This is a genomic window from Paenibacillus sp. 01T424, from assembly GCF_056398745.1.
On record NZ_JBFTPZ010000013.1, the window covers coordinates 56235 to 71710 of the forward strand.

At 44.8% G+C, this 15476-nt stretch carries 16 protein-coding genes; 15 read left to right on the forward strand and 1 reads right to left on the reverse strand.

Annotated elements, in window-relative coordinates; all coding sequences use genetic code 11:
* Window positions 1-1921: 1921 nt before the first annotated feature.
* A complete protein-coding gene (spoIIM, locus tag AC1DPK_RS12620) occupies window positions 1922-2542 on the forward strand; it encodes a stage II sporulation protein M (RefSeq protein ID WP_339203331.1) in 621 nt (206 codons plus the stop codon).
* Between the two features lie 92 nt (window positions 2543-2634).
* On the forward strand, window positions 2635-3108 hold the full coding sequence (gene fur / locus AC1DPK_RS12625) for a ferric iron uptake transcriptional regulator (protein WP_339203330.1): 474 nt from the start codon (window positions 2635-2637) through the stop codon (window positions 3106-3108).
* A gap of 50 nt (window positions 3109-3158) precedes the next feature.
* On the opposite strand, the gene AC1DPK_RS12630 is transcribed toward fur, so the two are convergent.
* Entirely contained in the window at window positions 3159-4010 is an 852-nt protein-coding gene (locus tag AC1DPK_RS12630; protein ID WP_477510525.1) for a S8 family peptidase, read from the reverse strand.
* 556 nt (window positions 4011-4566) lie between these two features.
* Between AC1DPK_RS12630 and ald the strand changes: the two genes are divergently transcribed.
* From ald to AC1DPK_RS12695, 13 genes are all read left to right on the forward strand, one after another.
* A complete protein-coding gene (ald, locus tag AC1DPK_RS12635; protein ID WP_477510526.1) occupies window positions 4567-5712 on the forward strand; it encodes an alanine dehydrogenase in 1146 nt (381 codons plus the stop codon).
* 80 nt (window positions 5713-5792) lie between these two features.
* Window positions 5793-6026: a DUF4227 family protein gene (locus tag AC1DPK_RS12640; RefSeq protein ID WP_054024318.1), complete on the forward strand. Its 234-nt coding sequence runs from the start codon at window positions 5793-5795 to the stop codon at window positions 6024-6026.
* Between the two features lie 114 nt (window positions 6027-6140).
* Window positions 6141-7031, forward strand: a complete 891-nt coding sequence (gene xerD / locus AC1DPK_RS12645; protein WP_477510562.1) for a site-specific tyrosine recombinase XerD — start codon at window positions 6141-6143, stop codon at window positions 7029-7031.
* 49 nt (window positions 7032-7080) lie between these two features.
* Entirely contained in the window at window positions 7081-8274 is a 1194-nt protein-coding gene (gene deoB / locus AC1DPK_RS12650; protein WP_477510527.1) for a phosphopentomutase, read from the forward strand.
* Between the two features lie 57 nt (window positions 8275-8331).
* The gene (locus tag AC1DPK_RS12655) at window positions 8332-9171 is read left to right on the forward strand and encodes a purine-nucleoside phosphorylase (RefSeq protein ID WP_076271395.1); all 840 of its coding nucleotides are present in this window, start codon (window positions 8332-8334) and stop codon (window positions 9169-9171) included.
* A gap of 109 nt (window positions 9172-9280) precedes the next feature.
* Window positions 9281-9439, forward strand: coding sequence for an aspartyl-phosphate phosphatase Spo0E family protein (locus AC1DPK_RS12660; protein ID WP_083682665.1), 159 nt, complete (start codon window positions 9281-9283; stop codon window positions 9437-9439).
* Window positions 9440-9475: 36 nt separating this feature from the next.
* Entirely contained in the window at window positions 9476-10807 is a 1332-nt protein-coding gene (locus AC1DPK_RS12665) for a pyrimidine-nucleoside phosphorylase (RefSeq protein WP_441883335.1), read from the forward strand.
* A gap of 359 nt (window positions 10808-11166) precedes the next feature.
* The gene (locus AC1DPK_RS12670) at window positions 11167-12360 is read left to right on the forward strand and encodes a D-alanyl-D-alanine carboxypeptidase family protein (RefSeq protein ID WP_477510563.1); all 1194 of its coding nucleotides are present in this window, start codon (window positions 11167-11169) and stop codon (window positions 12358-12360) included.
* 345 nt (window positions 12361-12705) lie between these two features.
* Window positions 12706-13059 carry an anti-sigma F factor antagonist gene (gene spoIIAA, locus AC1DPK_RS12675; protein WP_076271393.1) on the forward strand — a complete coding sequence of 118 codons (354 nt, stop codon included), beginning with the start codon at window positions 12706-12708 and terminating at the stop codon, window positions 13057-13059.
* A complete protein-coding gene (gene spoIIAB, locus AC1DPK_RS12680; protein ID WP_076271392.1) occupies window positions 13056-13502 on the forward strand; it encodes an anti-sigma F factor in 447 nt (148 codons plus the stop codon). The genes spoIIAA and spoIIAB overlap by 4 nt, the downstream gene beginning before the upstream one ends.
* Window positions 13503-13521: 19 nt before the next feature.
* Window positions 13522-14277, forward strand: coding sequence for an RNA polymerase sporulation sigma factor SigF (sigF, locus tag AC1DPK_RS12685; RefSeq protein ID WP_054024324.1), 756 nt, complete (start codon window positions 13522-13524; stop codon window positions 14275-14277).
* A gap of 115 nt (window positions 14278-14392) precedes the next feature.
* Window positions 14393-15043 carry a stage V sporulation protein AA gene (locus tag AC1DPK_RS12690; RefSeq protein WP_477510528.1) on the forward strand — a complete coding sequence of 217 codons (651 nt, stop codon included), beginning with the start codon at window positions 14393-14395 and terminating at the stop codon, window positions 15041-15043.
* Window positions 15036-15464 (forward strand): stage V sporulation protein AB, encoded by a 429-nt coding sequence (locus AC1DPK_RS12695; protein WP_076271390.1) that lies wholly within the window; start codon window positions 15036-15038, stop codon window positions 15462-15464. Before AC1DPK_RS12690 ends, AC1DPK_RS12695 begins: the two co-directional genes overlap by 8 nt.
* Window positions 15465-15476: the final 12 nt, after the last annotated feature.

Sequence of the window (15476 nt, forward strand, 5' to 3'; positions counted from 1 at the left end):
CCGTCATACCTCTCTCAAACCCCTCATATAATGAAAAGTAAGACAACCCCTTGGGTAATTTTGTGATTTTTTAAATTTATAGGAATGTAGAGTTGTGTAACCGTAGAGATGTACATTCGTGGAGCTGTAGAGAAGCAGAGATGCAGATCTTTAGAACAGTAGAGCTATGGAACTCTGGAAATCTGGAACGGTAGATCTATAGAGCTATAGAGCAGTGAATCTCTGGAGTTCCGGGACGTTAGATTTGTGGATTGTAGATCTTTAAATCTTTAAATTTGTACAATTGTAACTCTGTAAACTCTAGAACTGCAGAACTCTAAAACTCTAGAACTCAAGAACTCAAGAACTCAAGAACTCAAGAACTCAAGAACTCAACAACTCAACAACTCAACAACTCAACAACTCAACAACTCAACAACTCAACAACTCAACAACTCAACAACTCTAGAACTCTAGAACTCTATAACTTTAGAATTTTAGAACTGTAGAACTGCAGAACTGCAGAACTGCAGAACTCTAGAACCGTAAGCTGTATATTTCTAATTTTGCTTATTGTTTTTTTGTATTTAACTGCTCTTATATTTTTTTTTGAGTGTTAGTTTTTTGGTTTGCGGTGGTTCATTTACTTTTGGGGACGCACTTCTCGTATTTAGCCCTGCAAGGTTCATTGTGTATATCAAGGTTGCTTTTGCGTCGTGAAATGCGCTCTTAACGGACATGAAAGCCGTTATATGTAAAGAAATCTACTAAAACAAACTACTAACGGACATGAGTTCCGTTATTTGGATGAAAAGGAGCATAATCGAAGCTTTCAAACCTAAATAAGAGATCCTATGTCCGTAAGATCAGAAAAAAGGTGAAAAATAGCTAAATAGGGTATCTAATGTCCGTTAGCATCTAGAGCGGTGGATTTTTATTGTTTTAAACTAATCTATTCATTGATCGATCTCAATTTCTAGAAGCATAAATTTATATTGTTATAATCAGCGCAAATTATAAAAAAACACCCAAAATTGAAACTTGGTTTTCAATAATATTGAAATTCCTTTAAATTTTCTACTATATGGCTATATGTTTGTAACTAAACTAAATAACTAACTAATGAAACTGACAATCTCCAAGTGTGTCTAGTAAGGACGAAAGCGCTCTAACTTAAATCATATGTTCCATCACAGAGTATCGCCAACGTTTGTCGAGTTACTGGTGACCTGCGGGTGCAACCTGAAGCTCTTCCCTGGAAGGGTGTGTTTGTAAGGGTTCTAACTAAAATCTAAAAAAAAAGTATGCGACAAATCATTGCTACTAAACTTTTTAAAGGTTCTAAAGGTTACGAAGCAGCTCAAAACGAGAATTGAGCAGCATGCAATGCAATCACAAGCTTCTAGCGTGTCCTGCAGGGACGAAAGCGCTCAACTGTAAACCAAGCATACCCACTCAGATTATCGCTAACGTTAGTCAAATTGCGGGGTTCCAGAGGGTGCAACCCTTGGGGCCCTCCCTTGGAAGGGAGGGTTTGGGTGGGTTCGAAAGCATTTAACTTAAAAAGCTAATGCTAAAAAGTCATTACTGCTTTTCTTTAAAATAATTTTAAAAAGATTTTAAAAGGATTTAAAAGTTGTTAGAAGGCATTAAAAGTTTTGAAATAGCTCAAAACGAGAATTGAGCAGCATGCAATGCAATCACAAGCTTCCAGCGTGTCCCGCAGGGACGAAAGCGCTCCACTGTAAACCAAGCATACCCACTCAGAGTATCGCCAACGTTAGTCGAATTGCAGGTGTCCAGAGGGTGCAACCCTTGGAGCCCTCCCTTGGAAGGGAGGGTTTGGGTGGGTTCGAAAAACTTTTGAGTAAGTAGCAGTCTAACTAAAAGTAAGGCCCTAATCTTAGGGCGGGGTCAAACAACTCCGAAAGGTCCGGTGACCATGGCCAAAAATCAATTGTCGTTATACGTTTTTGTGTCGGTACTTTTTATCGTAGGTGTCATCTTCGGCGCATTGATGGTCAATGCACTGACGTTGGAGCAGCAGCAGGATCTAGCTCAAGATGTAGATCAATATGTTCAACTGATCAATCAGGGCATCGGTTCTGGAGCTGCGGATTCGTTTTGGGATCGGTTTTTTTTCCATAGCAAGTGGCTGCTTGTACTATGGCTGCTCGGAATTACGGTGATTGGCATACCGGGAGTGCTTGCGCTTAATTTCTTGAAAGGGGCATTAGTTGGGTTTTCGGTAGGGACGCTGATCAATCAATATGCGTGGAAGGGAGTACTGTTTTCGCTGGTCTCCATCGCGCCACAGAATATTATTGCAATACCGGCAATGGTTATCATGAGTGCTGCTGCAATATCCTTCTCCATGTTCGTTATCAAAAATAGGCTCCTCCGGCAAAAGGGGGAACTTGCGCCTGAGCTGGGCTCGTTTACATCAACAGCTGTGCTGATGCTATTTCTTTTTGCAGGAGCAGCTTTGTTAGAGGCTTATATTTCACCAACATTAATCAGTTGGGTTTCGCCCCTTCTCGCGTCCGTTAGCGCCACAATCTGACACCAAAATGTTTGACTTTACGGCATGTTAGCCCCTATAATGAGAGGAAACCTTTCCTGAAAAAGGCGCAGTCATGTGGTAGGGGGGAAATCATGGAAGCCCGGATTGATAAGATTAAACAACAGTTGCAGTCGCAGGGCTACAAATTAACCCCGCAGCGCGAAGCAACGGTACGAGTTTTACTTGAAAATGAAGATGACCATCTTAGCGCTGAAGATGTATTTATGCTAGTTAAGGATAAAGCTCCAGAAATCGGACTTGCAACGGTTTATCGGACATTGGAATTGCTTAGTGAAATGCATGTTGTCGAAAAATTGAATTTTGGCGACGGGGTAGCGCGGTACGATCTTCGTACGGACAGCAATAAACATCACCACCATCACCTCATATGTGTACAATGTGGAACTATGGATGAAATCAAGGAAGACTGGCTTTTGCCTTTAGAAGAGAGGCTAGAGCAGGAATACGGATTTTTTGTGCTCGATCATCGCCTTGATTTTCAAGGCATTTGTCATCGATGCAAAGAGAAAAACGACCTTGCAAACCCAAATGAGAATCAATCATAAACGGCTTGGCTGCCCAGCATAACTGGACGGCAAGCCGTTTTGGCATTCTATTAAGCTTTAAAAATATGATCAAGCTGCATTAATCCAGCACCTTGTGCAAGCGAACTATAATTGTTCAGCTTCAGCGCTTTTTTTTGCAGCCTTGTTTTTACCGCGTAGGGACTAAGTCCAGGTTTTCCTGCAAGCAGCAAGGCTGCTCCGCCTGCAACATGAGGTGAAGCCATACTAGTGCCGGAGAGCTTTTCGTATTTACCGCCAAGCCATGTGGATAATATATTTTCGCCGGGGGCTGAAACGGAGATCCCGCTGCCTCTGCTGCTGAAAGTAGCTATTTTATTTGCTTTTGTCGTAGCCGCTACCGCTATCGTCTCTTTAAAAGATGCCGGTTCATCAATTGCTCCGTTTGAACGACCTTCATTGCCGGCTGATGCAACGATGACGATGCCTTGCTTCGCTGCTCGTTTTATTGCGTTGTGCAGCGTATCGCTGCTTTCTGAGCCGAGCACGCCAAAGCTCATATTTATGACATTCATGCGGTTTTTGACACACCAATGGATACCCTCAATAATATCCGAAACAAATCCTTCTCCGTCCTCATTCAGCGCTTTAACTGCATATAAATTCACCTCAGGAGCGGTACCCAATGATTTGCCTGCTCTACCCGTTGCTGCGACGATGCCTGCCACATGGGTGCCATGACCATTATCGTCAGCGTAAGAACCGCCGTTGATTGTGTTAATCCCGCCAGCGATATTCAAGTCGGGATGATTGGCGATTCCTGTGTCGAGGATAGCGACATTAATGGATTTTCCCCGTGTTCTAGCCCATGCTTCGGGTGCTTTTACTCGAATAACATTCCATGGCAAAATTGCGGGTATTGTAGCTGGCGTGAGCAGGGGCATTGCATATCTGTGTTTCCTAGTATTATTATTGCGAAGGCCGTGAGCGCGGATTTTGAAATCTTTTTCGACAAGCTTAACTTGTGGAAGATTCAAGAGTGACTGTAAAGACGAGTTTTTATGAAAATGACAACCGATGATTCGGCTTTTTGAGACGGTTTTGAACGGGGTAATTCCGAGTTGTTTGAGATGCCGAAGACAGCGTTTATAGGATTTAGCTGATTGGAGTGTTATTAGCTTCCGATTGGTGTTTTGTGACGATTTACAAGAAATACAGGTTTTAAATATACCTTTTAATTTTGACAATGGACCTAGAACCCCCTAATCAAGCAATTCCTTTTTCAGTCTATGGGATAGGACGTATTTCGGTATGGGTACTTGTCACTCTGACACATATTTTTCGAAATATAACAAAGTATAGAAATGAAGCTTATGTTCTACATATATTTTGCTGTGAAGTTCACGGAAAGGACGATCATTCCATGCCGAACTCTCATACAACATAGAAAGCGGTTATTTAAGCATCAACAAACACAAAGCTTTAGAGGAGGAAATGGGTATGATTGTAGGCGTACCAAAAGAAATTAAACAAAGCGAGTACCGTGTTGCCTTAACTCCCGCTGGCGTTACGATGTTGTCAGGAGCTGGGCATAAAGTGCTTGTAGAAACAGGAGCGGGCAGCGGCAGTGGTTTTGAAGACAGCGTTTACGAGCGTGAAGGTGCTGAGATCGTTGCGACCGCAGCAGAGGTATGGACGCGTGCGGAAATGATTATGAAGGTGAAAGAGCCTCTTTCAGAGGAGTTCGGTTATTTTCGCGAAGGCTTGTTGCTGTTTACGTACTTGCATTTGGCCGCCGCCCCTGATTTGACGAAAGCGCTAGTCGACAGTGGAGTGACGGGTATCGCTTATGAGACGATACAACTTGCAAACGGCAGCCTGCCGCTGCTTACGCCGATGAGTGAAGTGGCAGGCAGAATGTCAGTGCAGGTAGGTGCGCAGTTTTTAGAAGCGTTTAACGGTGGAAGAGGGGTGCTGCTAGGCGGGGTTCCAGGCGTTCCACCAGCAGAGGTCGTCATTATTGGTGGAGGAATTGTAGGGACGAATGCGGCGAAAATTGCGCTGGGGATGGGTGCAAATGTAATTATTTTGGAGAAAAGTGCCGACCGTATGAGATATTTGGATGATATATTTGGCGGAAGAATTCATACGCTAATGTCGAGTCCGTATCATATTGCAGAAGCTGTTGCAAAAGCAGATTTGCTTATAGGGGCAGTTCTTATTCCAGGTGCACGCGCACCACATTTGGTAACAGAACCGATGGTACAAAGTATGAAAAAAGGTGCAGTAATCGTCGATGTAGCAGTCGACCAAGGCGGATCGATTGCAACGGTAGACCGGCCGACAACGCATAAAGATCCAATCTATATGAAGCACGGGGTCGTTCATTATGCCGTTGCTAATATACCAGGCGCAGTGCCGCGGACGTCGACTATCGCTTTAACGAACGTAACGAGCTCCTATGCGCTTGATTTGGCGAATAATGGCATGAACGCTGTTCAAAAAAGCTTGCCGCTGCAAAAAGGCGTGAATACTCATGCAGGTAAAGTAACGTATAAGCCGGTTGCTACAGCGACCAATCAGCCTTATGTGCCAATAGAAAATTTGTTGAATAACGTTCCTTACGAGCAATTGAAGGATGATTGACATAATAGAACCTGCCTCCTCATATGGTGATACGGATGGACAAGTGACAACGTATCGGCTAATGAAGGAGGCTGGTTTACATGGTTTTCTCGATACGGAGATGGACGAGCCGTATTTTCTTTATTTTTGTTTTTGTAGTTTTGCTTTTTGTCGTCACAGGGGGCTATCGCTGGCTTGCCGACGCGATTTCACCTATCCATCCTTATCGTGAGCCTAAAGGGCATGCCATGAAGGTTTTTGTGACGGACCCTAACTCTCCAGACAGTAAAGATGCTGCCGATCGGCTTCGCTGGTTTTATTGGTATGGAGAGTAAAGGATTGTTAAGGTTGTGCAGATAAACGATCTCAAGCAGGATTAATAGAGTCGAATGTTGAATATTTTTGTAGAAAAGCATGTTAGAATGGTGTCTTATGTGAAAGGAAGTCCAATGAAGGCTCATTTAAATCGCTACATTCAACATTTGCAGGTAGAACGAGGTTTGTCAGCAAATACGCTTTCTTCATATGAGCGGGATTTGAATCAATTTATAGCTTATATTGACCAGCAAGGCTTGACAGAGCTTACTGCTGTGAAGCGGCATCACATGTCGAGGTATATGCTCCACTTGAAGGAACAGGGTAGGAAAGCCGCTACGTTATCCAGGCACATCGTGTCAGTACGAGCATTTTTTCATTTTCTTCTCGCAGAGGACGTTATTCAAAGCAATCCGTCTATCTATATGGAGGCCCCAAAGCAGGAGAAGAAGCCGCCAAGCATATTAAGCGTTTCTGTGACGAATAAGCTGCTTGAGACGCCGAATTGCTCAAGTGCAGCCGGCAAACGTGACAAAGCCATGCTGGAGCTCATTTATGCAACAGGAATAAGAGTGTCGGAGCTTGTCTCGCTTAATATTGAGCATGTTAATATGCAGCTAGAATTTATTCAATGTATGGGTACAGGCCAAAAGGAACGACTTGTTCCTTTCGGGAAATTAGCTTCGGAGGCAATTGTAGACTATTTGCAATATGGCCGTGATGAATTGCTGACAGAAAGAGCGTCTGAATCGGCGTTGTTTCTAAATCATTTAGGAACACGTTTGACAAGACAAGGATTTTGGAAGACGATAAAGAAGTACGCGAAGGAAGCTGGGATTGAAGAAGAGATTACGCCACATACGCTTAGACATTCCGTAGCAGCACATTTACTCGATAACGGAGCGGATATTCGTTCTGTTCAGGAATTGCTTGGACATGCGGATATATCATCTACGCTCAAGTATACCCAGGTGTCCAAAGAGCGAATGAAAGAAGTTTATTCTCGAGCTCATCCGCGTGCTTAACAAAGGTCGACATCGATAAATCCCAATTACAGAGGAGGTAGTCATACATATGAGATTTGATCGAATAACAGTAATCGTATTGGATAGCGTTGGAATAGGTGAACTGCCAGATGCTGAGGCATTCGGTGATCTTGGCTCACATACGCTAGGCCATATCATAGAAAAAGCACCGTCAACGCAGCTTCCGAATCTTAGAAGATGGGGGCTTGATCGAATAGCGAGCATCCATGATTGGAGTCCATCTTCAGAAGCTCCCGCAGCATATTATGGTAAAATGGCTGAGGTGTCCGTTGGAAAGGATACGATGACTGGGCACTGGGAGCTAATGGGGCTAGAAATGACAGTGCCATTTCAAACGTTTCCGGAAGGTTTTCCTCCTGAGCTGCTTACTCCATTCGAGGAGCGAACAGGCCGTAAAGTCATTGGAAACAAACCAGCAAGCGGTACAGACATACTCGATGAGCTGGGTGCCGAGCAAATGGAAACTGGTGCATGGATTGTATATACATCAGCTGATAGTGTATTTCAAATTGCTGCGCATGAGGGCATCATTCCGCTCGAGGAGCTCTACCGAGCTTGTGAAATAGCAAGAGAGCTGACAATGGACGAGCGCTTCACAGTAGGGCGCGTCATCGCAAGACCTTATATTGGCGAGCCAGGCGCTTTTAAACGAACGCCTAATCGTCATGATTACGCGGTGAAGCCTCCACAGCCAACAGTATTGAATGCGTTGAAGGACGCTGGTTTCGATTCCATTGCAATTGGGAAAATCAATGATATTTTTGACGGAGAAGGCATTACAGCTTCTACTCCGACCAAAAGCAATGCGGACGGCATCGACAAAACGATCGAACAACTGAAGCAGCCTTTTAAAGGCCTTCTGTTCACGAACCTTGTAGATTTCGACTCGCTTTATGGCCATCGCCGCGATCCAATTGGCTACGCCTCCGCTTTGGAAGAGTTCGACGTAGCAATTCCTTTGCTTGAGAAACAGCTTGGCGAGCGAGACTTGCTTATCGTGACAGCGGACCATGGCAATGACCCCGTACATCCAGGTACAGACCATACTCGTGAATACGTACCAATATTGCTCGTGAGTCCTGCTTTTAACGAGCCAGGGCCTCTCCAAGTACGTTCTACGTTCTCTGATCTTGGAGCAACAATAGCCGATAATTTTGGTGTTGCAGCACCACCTAACGGAACCAGCTTCCTGTCTGAGCTTATTACACGGGAACAAAAATAATTTTTTTTACAATTGGGTACAAATCGTTTTATGAACATACTTTTAGGAGGAAATAGAATGACAACAATTACTTCGGCAGGACTAACAGCAGCAAACATTAAGGAAGCAGCACAATATATCGAGGCTCAAACAGAGCAAAGACCGGAAATTGGTTTGATTATGGGTTCGGGACTTGGCGTGCTTGGAGACTATTTGGAAAATGCGATTACGATTCAATATCATGATATTCCTCATTTCCCAATTTCCACTGTTGAAGGACATGCGGGCGAGCTGCTCATTGGTACACTTTCGGGCAGAACGGTATTGCTGATGCGCGGTCGTTTTCATATGTATGAAGGTTATGGTCCGGAACTAACGGCATTTCCTGTACGTGTCATGAAGGCGCTAGGTGTGAAGACATTGCTTGTTACCAATGCAGCTGGTGGAGTCAATATGGATTATGAAGCAGGCAACCTAATGTTGATTTCAGACCATTTGAATATGACTGGCAAAAATCCGTTAATCGGACCAAATGACAACGAGCTTGGCGTAAGGTTCCCAGATATGTCGGAGGCATACAGCAAGCGTCTGCGTGCTGTTGCAAGAGATATTGCAAAAGAGCAAGGCTTTACACTTCGTGAAGGTGTGTATGCTGGTTTGCTTGGACCAACTTATGAGACACCAGCAGAAATTCGAATGCTGCGGGTTCTTGGAGCTGATGCTGTCGGAATGTCGACTGTTGCCGAAGTCATTGCAGCGCGTCATTCAGAGATTGAGGTCATCGGAATATCGTGTATTAGCAATATGGCAGCGGGTATTTTGGATCAACCGCTGTCGCATGGAGAAGTTATGGAAACGACTGAACGTGTCAAGTCCCAATTTTTGGGTCTAGTTAATGCATTGATTGCGAAAATGTAACAAATTCGTAACACAATTGTAATATATTCGTCGACTCAATATGACAGTGTTTTTTTTACGTTTCGTCGTATAATGTCCATGATCAAAGAAAGATGGAGTGGACAATGACATGGACAAGCAAGTTCTCACGCAGATGGAGCAGTTGCGTAAAAAAATGATAGAAGCAGCTCTATTGAATGAAAGCCTTCAGCACTTGGACGTGCTTGTACTAAGCCAGACTTTAGATGAGATTATTGTCCAGGTGCAGAGGGAACGACGCGCTTTATAACGGATCAACAACGTAATGGTGAATGGAGAGGGACAAATGCGGTCGGTAGATCTTATACAGAAGAAAAGAGATGGCGGCGAGCTGACCGCTTCGGAGTTAACTTTTTTAATTGATGGTTATTCTCGTGGCGATATCCCGGATTATCAGCTGTCAGCATGGGCGATGGCTGTTTTTTTTCAAGGGATGACGCCTAGAGAAACAGCAGCTTTAACGCTTGCAATGGCTAATTCAGGCGATCAGGTCGATCTTGGTCCTATTAGCGGAATTAAAGTCGATAAACATAGCACAGGAGGCGTGGGGGATAAAACAACTTTGATCCTTGCGCCATTAGTCGCATCCGTAGGCATTCCTGTTGCCAAAATGTCCGGTCGAGGCTTAGGCCACACTGGCGGCACGATTGATAAGCTGGAATCCATTGAAGGCTTTCGTACGGAGCTCTCACGCGAGAAATTTATGACTCAGGTGAACGATATTGGTTTATCCGTCATAGGGCAAAGCGGAAATCTTGCGCCAGCGGATAAGAAGCTATATGCTCTTCGTGATGTTACCGCTACAGTAGAATCCATTCCACTTATCGCAAGCTCAGTAATGAGCAAAAAAATTGCTGCAGGCGCTAATGCCATCGTGCTTGATGTCAAAACAGGCAGTGGAGCATTTATGAAAACGCTAGAGCATTCTGAGCAATTAGCGCAAGCGATGGTAGATATCGGAACAGAAGTCGGACGCAATACGGCTGCTGTTATAAGTGATATGGATCAGCCGCTTGGCTTTGCGATCGGAAATGCTTTAGAAGTACAAGAATCAATTGAAACGCTCAAAGGAAATGGCCCTGAGGATCTTACAGAGCTTTGTTTAACGCTTGGGGCACATATGGTTATCTTAGGCGGGAAATCCGATTCTGTGGAGTCTGCGAAGCAGCTGCTGCGTGATCAGATCGCAAGCGGAGCAGCTTTAGATAAGTTCAAAGCATTTATTACTGCACAGGGTGGGGACGCTTCAATTGTTGATGATCCAACGAAGCTTCCGCAAGCTCCTTTCATTGTAGAAGTGAAAGCTTCGGACTCTGGTTTTGTCAACGCGATTGAAGCCGAACAGCTGGGGATAGCCGCTATGCTGCTTGGTGCAGGAAGGGCGACATACGATGCTTCAATTGATTACGCCGTTGGAGTCACGCTTCGCAAGAAGTTTGGAGATCCTGTAAATGCTGGTGATACGCTTGCCCTGCTTCATGTCCGTGAATCAAATGAATCCACACTTGCAGTTGCTGAGCGAGTAAAGCAAGCATATACGATATCTTCGGAGAAGCCGCTGTCTCGTCCATTGCTATTATCCGTAATAACAGCAGAAGGCATTACTAGGTATAATTAAATATTTTATTATGAAATCCGCTCCGCAATTTGGGGGCGGATTTTTTTGCGTTTCAATTAACTCTAGCTGATGGAATAATTTCCAACTTAAGAGTCAACACTAAAAAGAGAAATATAAGCGAATTGCGCAGCTTAGAACACTTACGAAGTAAGTTTTGCTTCTCAAAACTAAGCAAATGCTTACGAAGCAAGTTTTGCTTCTCAAAACTAAGCAAATGCTTACGAAGCGAGTTTTGCTTCACAAAACTAAGCAAATGCTTACGAAGCGAGTTTTGCTTCTCAAAACTAAGCGGATGCTTACGAAGCAAGTTTTGCTTCTCAAAACTTTTACAGGAGGAGATTTAGTTGGTAAATCGTACTATGAAGCTCTGTATAATCATTCTTGCATTCGCGCTTGTGCTGCCGACAGCCGCTTTTGCTGCTGTGGAGCCAACACCAGCTCCCGGTCCGACCCCTGCGCAGCAAAGTCAGGCCTCTAACGCTAATTTAGCACCTTCAGCTCGTTCTGCCATCCTTATGGATGCGGATAGCGGGACGGTTATTTACGAAAAAAATAGCCATGATAAGCTACCGCCTGCAAGTATCACCAAAATAATGACGCTGCTGCTTATTATGGAGGCACTTGATGACGGCAAGATTAAACTTACAGACAAGGTACAAACGAGCGAATACGCAGCATCTATGGGCGGCTCTCAAATCTTTCTTGAGCCGGGAGAAGAAATGACCGTAGACGATATGATTAAGGGCATAGCGCTCGCATCAGGCAATGATGCATCCGTGGCTATGGCTGAGAAGCTTGCGGGTACAGAGCAGCAATTCGTAACGATGATGAATGAGCGGGCCCAGCAGCTTGGCATGAACGATACACAGTTTTCTAACCCAAACGGCCTGCCTGTAGCCAATCATTTCTCATCGGCGCATGATATTGCGGTGATGTCTCGGGAGCTCTTAAAGCATTCGGAAGTAACCAAATATACAGGGCTTTATCAGGATTACTTAAGGAAGACGTCCGCGAAGCCTTTCTGGCTCGTAAATACGAATAAGCTAGTACGTTTTTATAGTGGCGCAGATGGTTTGAAGACTGGCTTCACGAGTGAAGCAAAATATTGCTTATCGGCAACAGCTAGGCGTGATGACATGCGCGTCATTGCTGTTGTAATGGGAGAGCCGGATACGAAAACCAGAAATGCTGAAGTTTCGCAAATGTTCGATTACACGTTCGCGCAGTATATGAATCACTCGATTATTAAAGAAGGCGAGTCGATGGGGACGCTGAAAATCGAGAAGGGCACTGCCGCGGAACTTCCGCTTGTCGCTAAGCATGCGTACAGCGTTCTGCTTAAAAAGGGCAGTCCAACAAAAGATATCCGTTATGAGCTAAAAATTGCGGGTCCGCTCAAAGCGCCAGTTCAAATCGGTCAACCGATTGGCAAGCTTGTTGTCTATCAAGGCGATCAAGTGCTCAAAGAATTTGATGTGGATGCTCCCTTGTCTGTTGAACGGGCAGGCTGGTGGAAATTGTTGAAGCGTTCTTTCTCTGGTCTATTTGCGTAACAAACACATAAACTTTATGTCTGAAAGCGACTCGTTTTTTGTCAGCTGTTAGCGGTATGCTTCTAGTTTTGTCGGCATGCAGGAATCGTGAAGCATTTTGGAGAATTGCTAGTTCTATCTCGGCAAGTGTAAACGGCTGAACCTGACTCACCGCAGATCAGTCCACGTTTCACGGTGAAAGGTTAGGAGAGGTATAGGTATGACCTATTCTTTCTTAATAGATAAGCAGGTATATCGTTTTCTTATACTTGCCTTATGGTTCACCGTCAAAGCTGCTTTAGCGTCCGAAAGACGCCAAAGACGTTTGCTTGTGTTTGAAAAAACCTAGAGGAGATGAACAGCATAATGAGTCTGCAAGCAGAATTGGAGCAATACCGCAATGTGCTGATCGTAAGGCTTCGGGGCGAGTTGGATCATCATACTGCCGATGTCGTACGCTTTAAGATGGAAGAGGCTCTACTTCGCGGTAACAGCGAGCATGTCATTCTTAGCTTGAAGGAGCTGCAGTTCATGGACAGCTCCGGTCTAGGCGTCATATTGGGCCGATACAAGCAGGTGAAGAGCAAGGGTGGCAAAATGGTCGTCTGCGATGTGAATCCGAATGTTCATCGCCTATTCGAAATGTCGGGTCTGTTCAAAATTCTGACGATTCATGAAAACGAACGTACCGCAATTTCTAGTTTGGAGGTGGTGTCATGAACGGTTCCAATGAAATGACGCTTTCCTTCAGCGCCCGATCGGAAAACGAAGCCTTTGCACGAATCGCGGTAGCTGCATTTGTGTCACAGCTGGATCCGACGCTCGAGGAGCTGAATGATTTGAAAACGGCTGTGTCCGAGGCTGTAACGAATGCGATTATACATGGCTACGAGAACGATCCTACTTGTCAGGTCAAAATAGAGGCAAGAATTGAAGGAGATTCGGTTTCCTTAACGGTGTCGGATAACGGTCGCGGAATTGAAGATTTGGAGCTTGCTCGTCAACCGCTTTATACGTCGAAGCCTGAGCTTGAGCGCTCTGGAATGGGCTTCACGATTATGGAAAACTTTATGGATCGTTTTGAGGTTTCAAGTCAGGTAGACGGCGGCACACGCGTAGCAATGCTTAAACGAATTGAATCGAAAAAAGCGCTCTACAATTAGCGTATAGGGGTTGAACCTCATGGATGTCAATCTAAAGCAGACGGCCCAGCCATACTTGGATGACGCGGAAGTGAAGCGGCTTATTGCGTTAAGTCAGTCCGGCGATACGCTTGCAAGGGATACACTCGTACAGTGTAATATTCGGCTAGTTTGGTCAGTCGTGCAGCGGTTCATCAATCGTGGTTATGAGCCCGATGATTTGTTCCAAATCGGCTGCATAGGATTGCTTAAATCAGTAGACAAATTTGATTTGTCTTATGATGTTAAGTTTTCAACTTATGCAGTTCCCATGATCATTGGGGAAATTCAGCGATTTTTACGCGATGATGGTACGTTGAAAGTTAGCAGATCCCTTAAGGAAACCGCCAATAAGGTGCGCAAAATGAAGGATGAGCTTTCCAAAACGTTAGGTCGATTGCCCACCATTAGCGAGGTTGCGGAGCGGCTGGGCATTACCCCAGAGGATGTTGTATTCGCTCAAGAAGCGAATAAGCCGCCAACTTCGATACACGAAACTGTGTTTGAAAATGACGGGGACCCTATCACTCTGATGGATCAAATAGCCGATGAATCTCAGGATCGGTGGTTTGACAAGCTTGCGCTTGTGGAAGCCATCGAAGGTCTAAGCGAGCGTGAACGATTGATTGTATATTTGCGGTATTACCGTGACAAAACGCAATCCGAAGTAGCGAGCAGGCTTGGTATATCACAGGTACAGGTATCACGGCTTGAGAAAAAAATATTGCAGTCCATCCGAGACCAAATCGCCCTTTAAGGCGGTTTGGTTTTTTTCTATTTTTTACCTCAATTTGCATGAGTATCCGAATCGTCCTTATATCATACTAAAAGGGAAACATACACCAACGTATCAGCAGAAGGGAAGTTGACAAATGGCAAAACCAAACCATTCGGTCCTCTATCTGCGTCTGAAAAAACGGATATACATGAAACCGAATCAACGCGTTTCCTTAGGCCAAGCAGCGAGACTGCTCGCAAAGGATGACTTGCTTGAGAACCGCTTGAAGGGGCTTGTTCTTTACGAGCACAAGAAGGCGGATGGCAATCGCGTCGTTATAGACTTGCTTCAAATCGTCAAAGCGATAAGAGAGCTTGAGCCGGGTTTAACTGTAGAAGCCTATGGTGACCCTCAAGTGCTCGTTATGGTGGCGGAGAAGCCAGTAAAACCGCGTATTGCAGTGCTTATTTTTTCGTGGCTGCTGCTGTTCTTTGGAGCGGGCCTTGCGATTATGAACTTTCATACGGATGTCAGTATGAAGGAGGTTCATATCCGAATTGTCGAACTGATAACGGGGAAGCGCACGGAGCATCCGCTATGGTTTCAAATCCCTTATTCTCTGGGCATCGGACTTGGGATGGTATTGTTTTTCAACCATTTATTCCGTAAACGATTCAATGAGGAGCCTAACCCGCTTGAGGTTGAGCTCTATATGTATCAAGAAAATGTAAATGCCTATGTCATCGCCGACGAAATGCGTAAAAAATCGGATTACGATCAAACGCAGGGGGACAAGCATGATTAGTGCTGCTGCTAATATTTTTATTGCTCTGCTAGGCTTGGCAGGGGGTCTTGCTGTAGGCAGTGGGTTGGTAGCATTGCTAATTGTCCTTGATCTCATTCCGCGGCTCGCTCAAGTTGCTAATGCTTACCGGATGTCAGTGTGGTTTGAGACCGCCGTCATATCCGGTTCGCTGTACTGGACCTTTGCTGATTTTATGAGCTGGAAGCTTTCGCTGCCTTCGGGTCTATTTTTAAGTGCTACAGGACTGATTGATGGCATGTTTGTGGGGATGCTCGCAGCAGCCTTGACTGAGGTAATGAATGTGCTCCCGATTTTGGCCAAAAGAATGAATTTATCTGCTTATATGGTCAGTCTCGTCATGGCAATGGTTCTAGGCAAAACGTTGGGCTCATTATTCGATTGGTTAGTATTTCAATGGTGATACAGTAAGGAT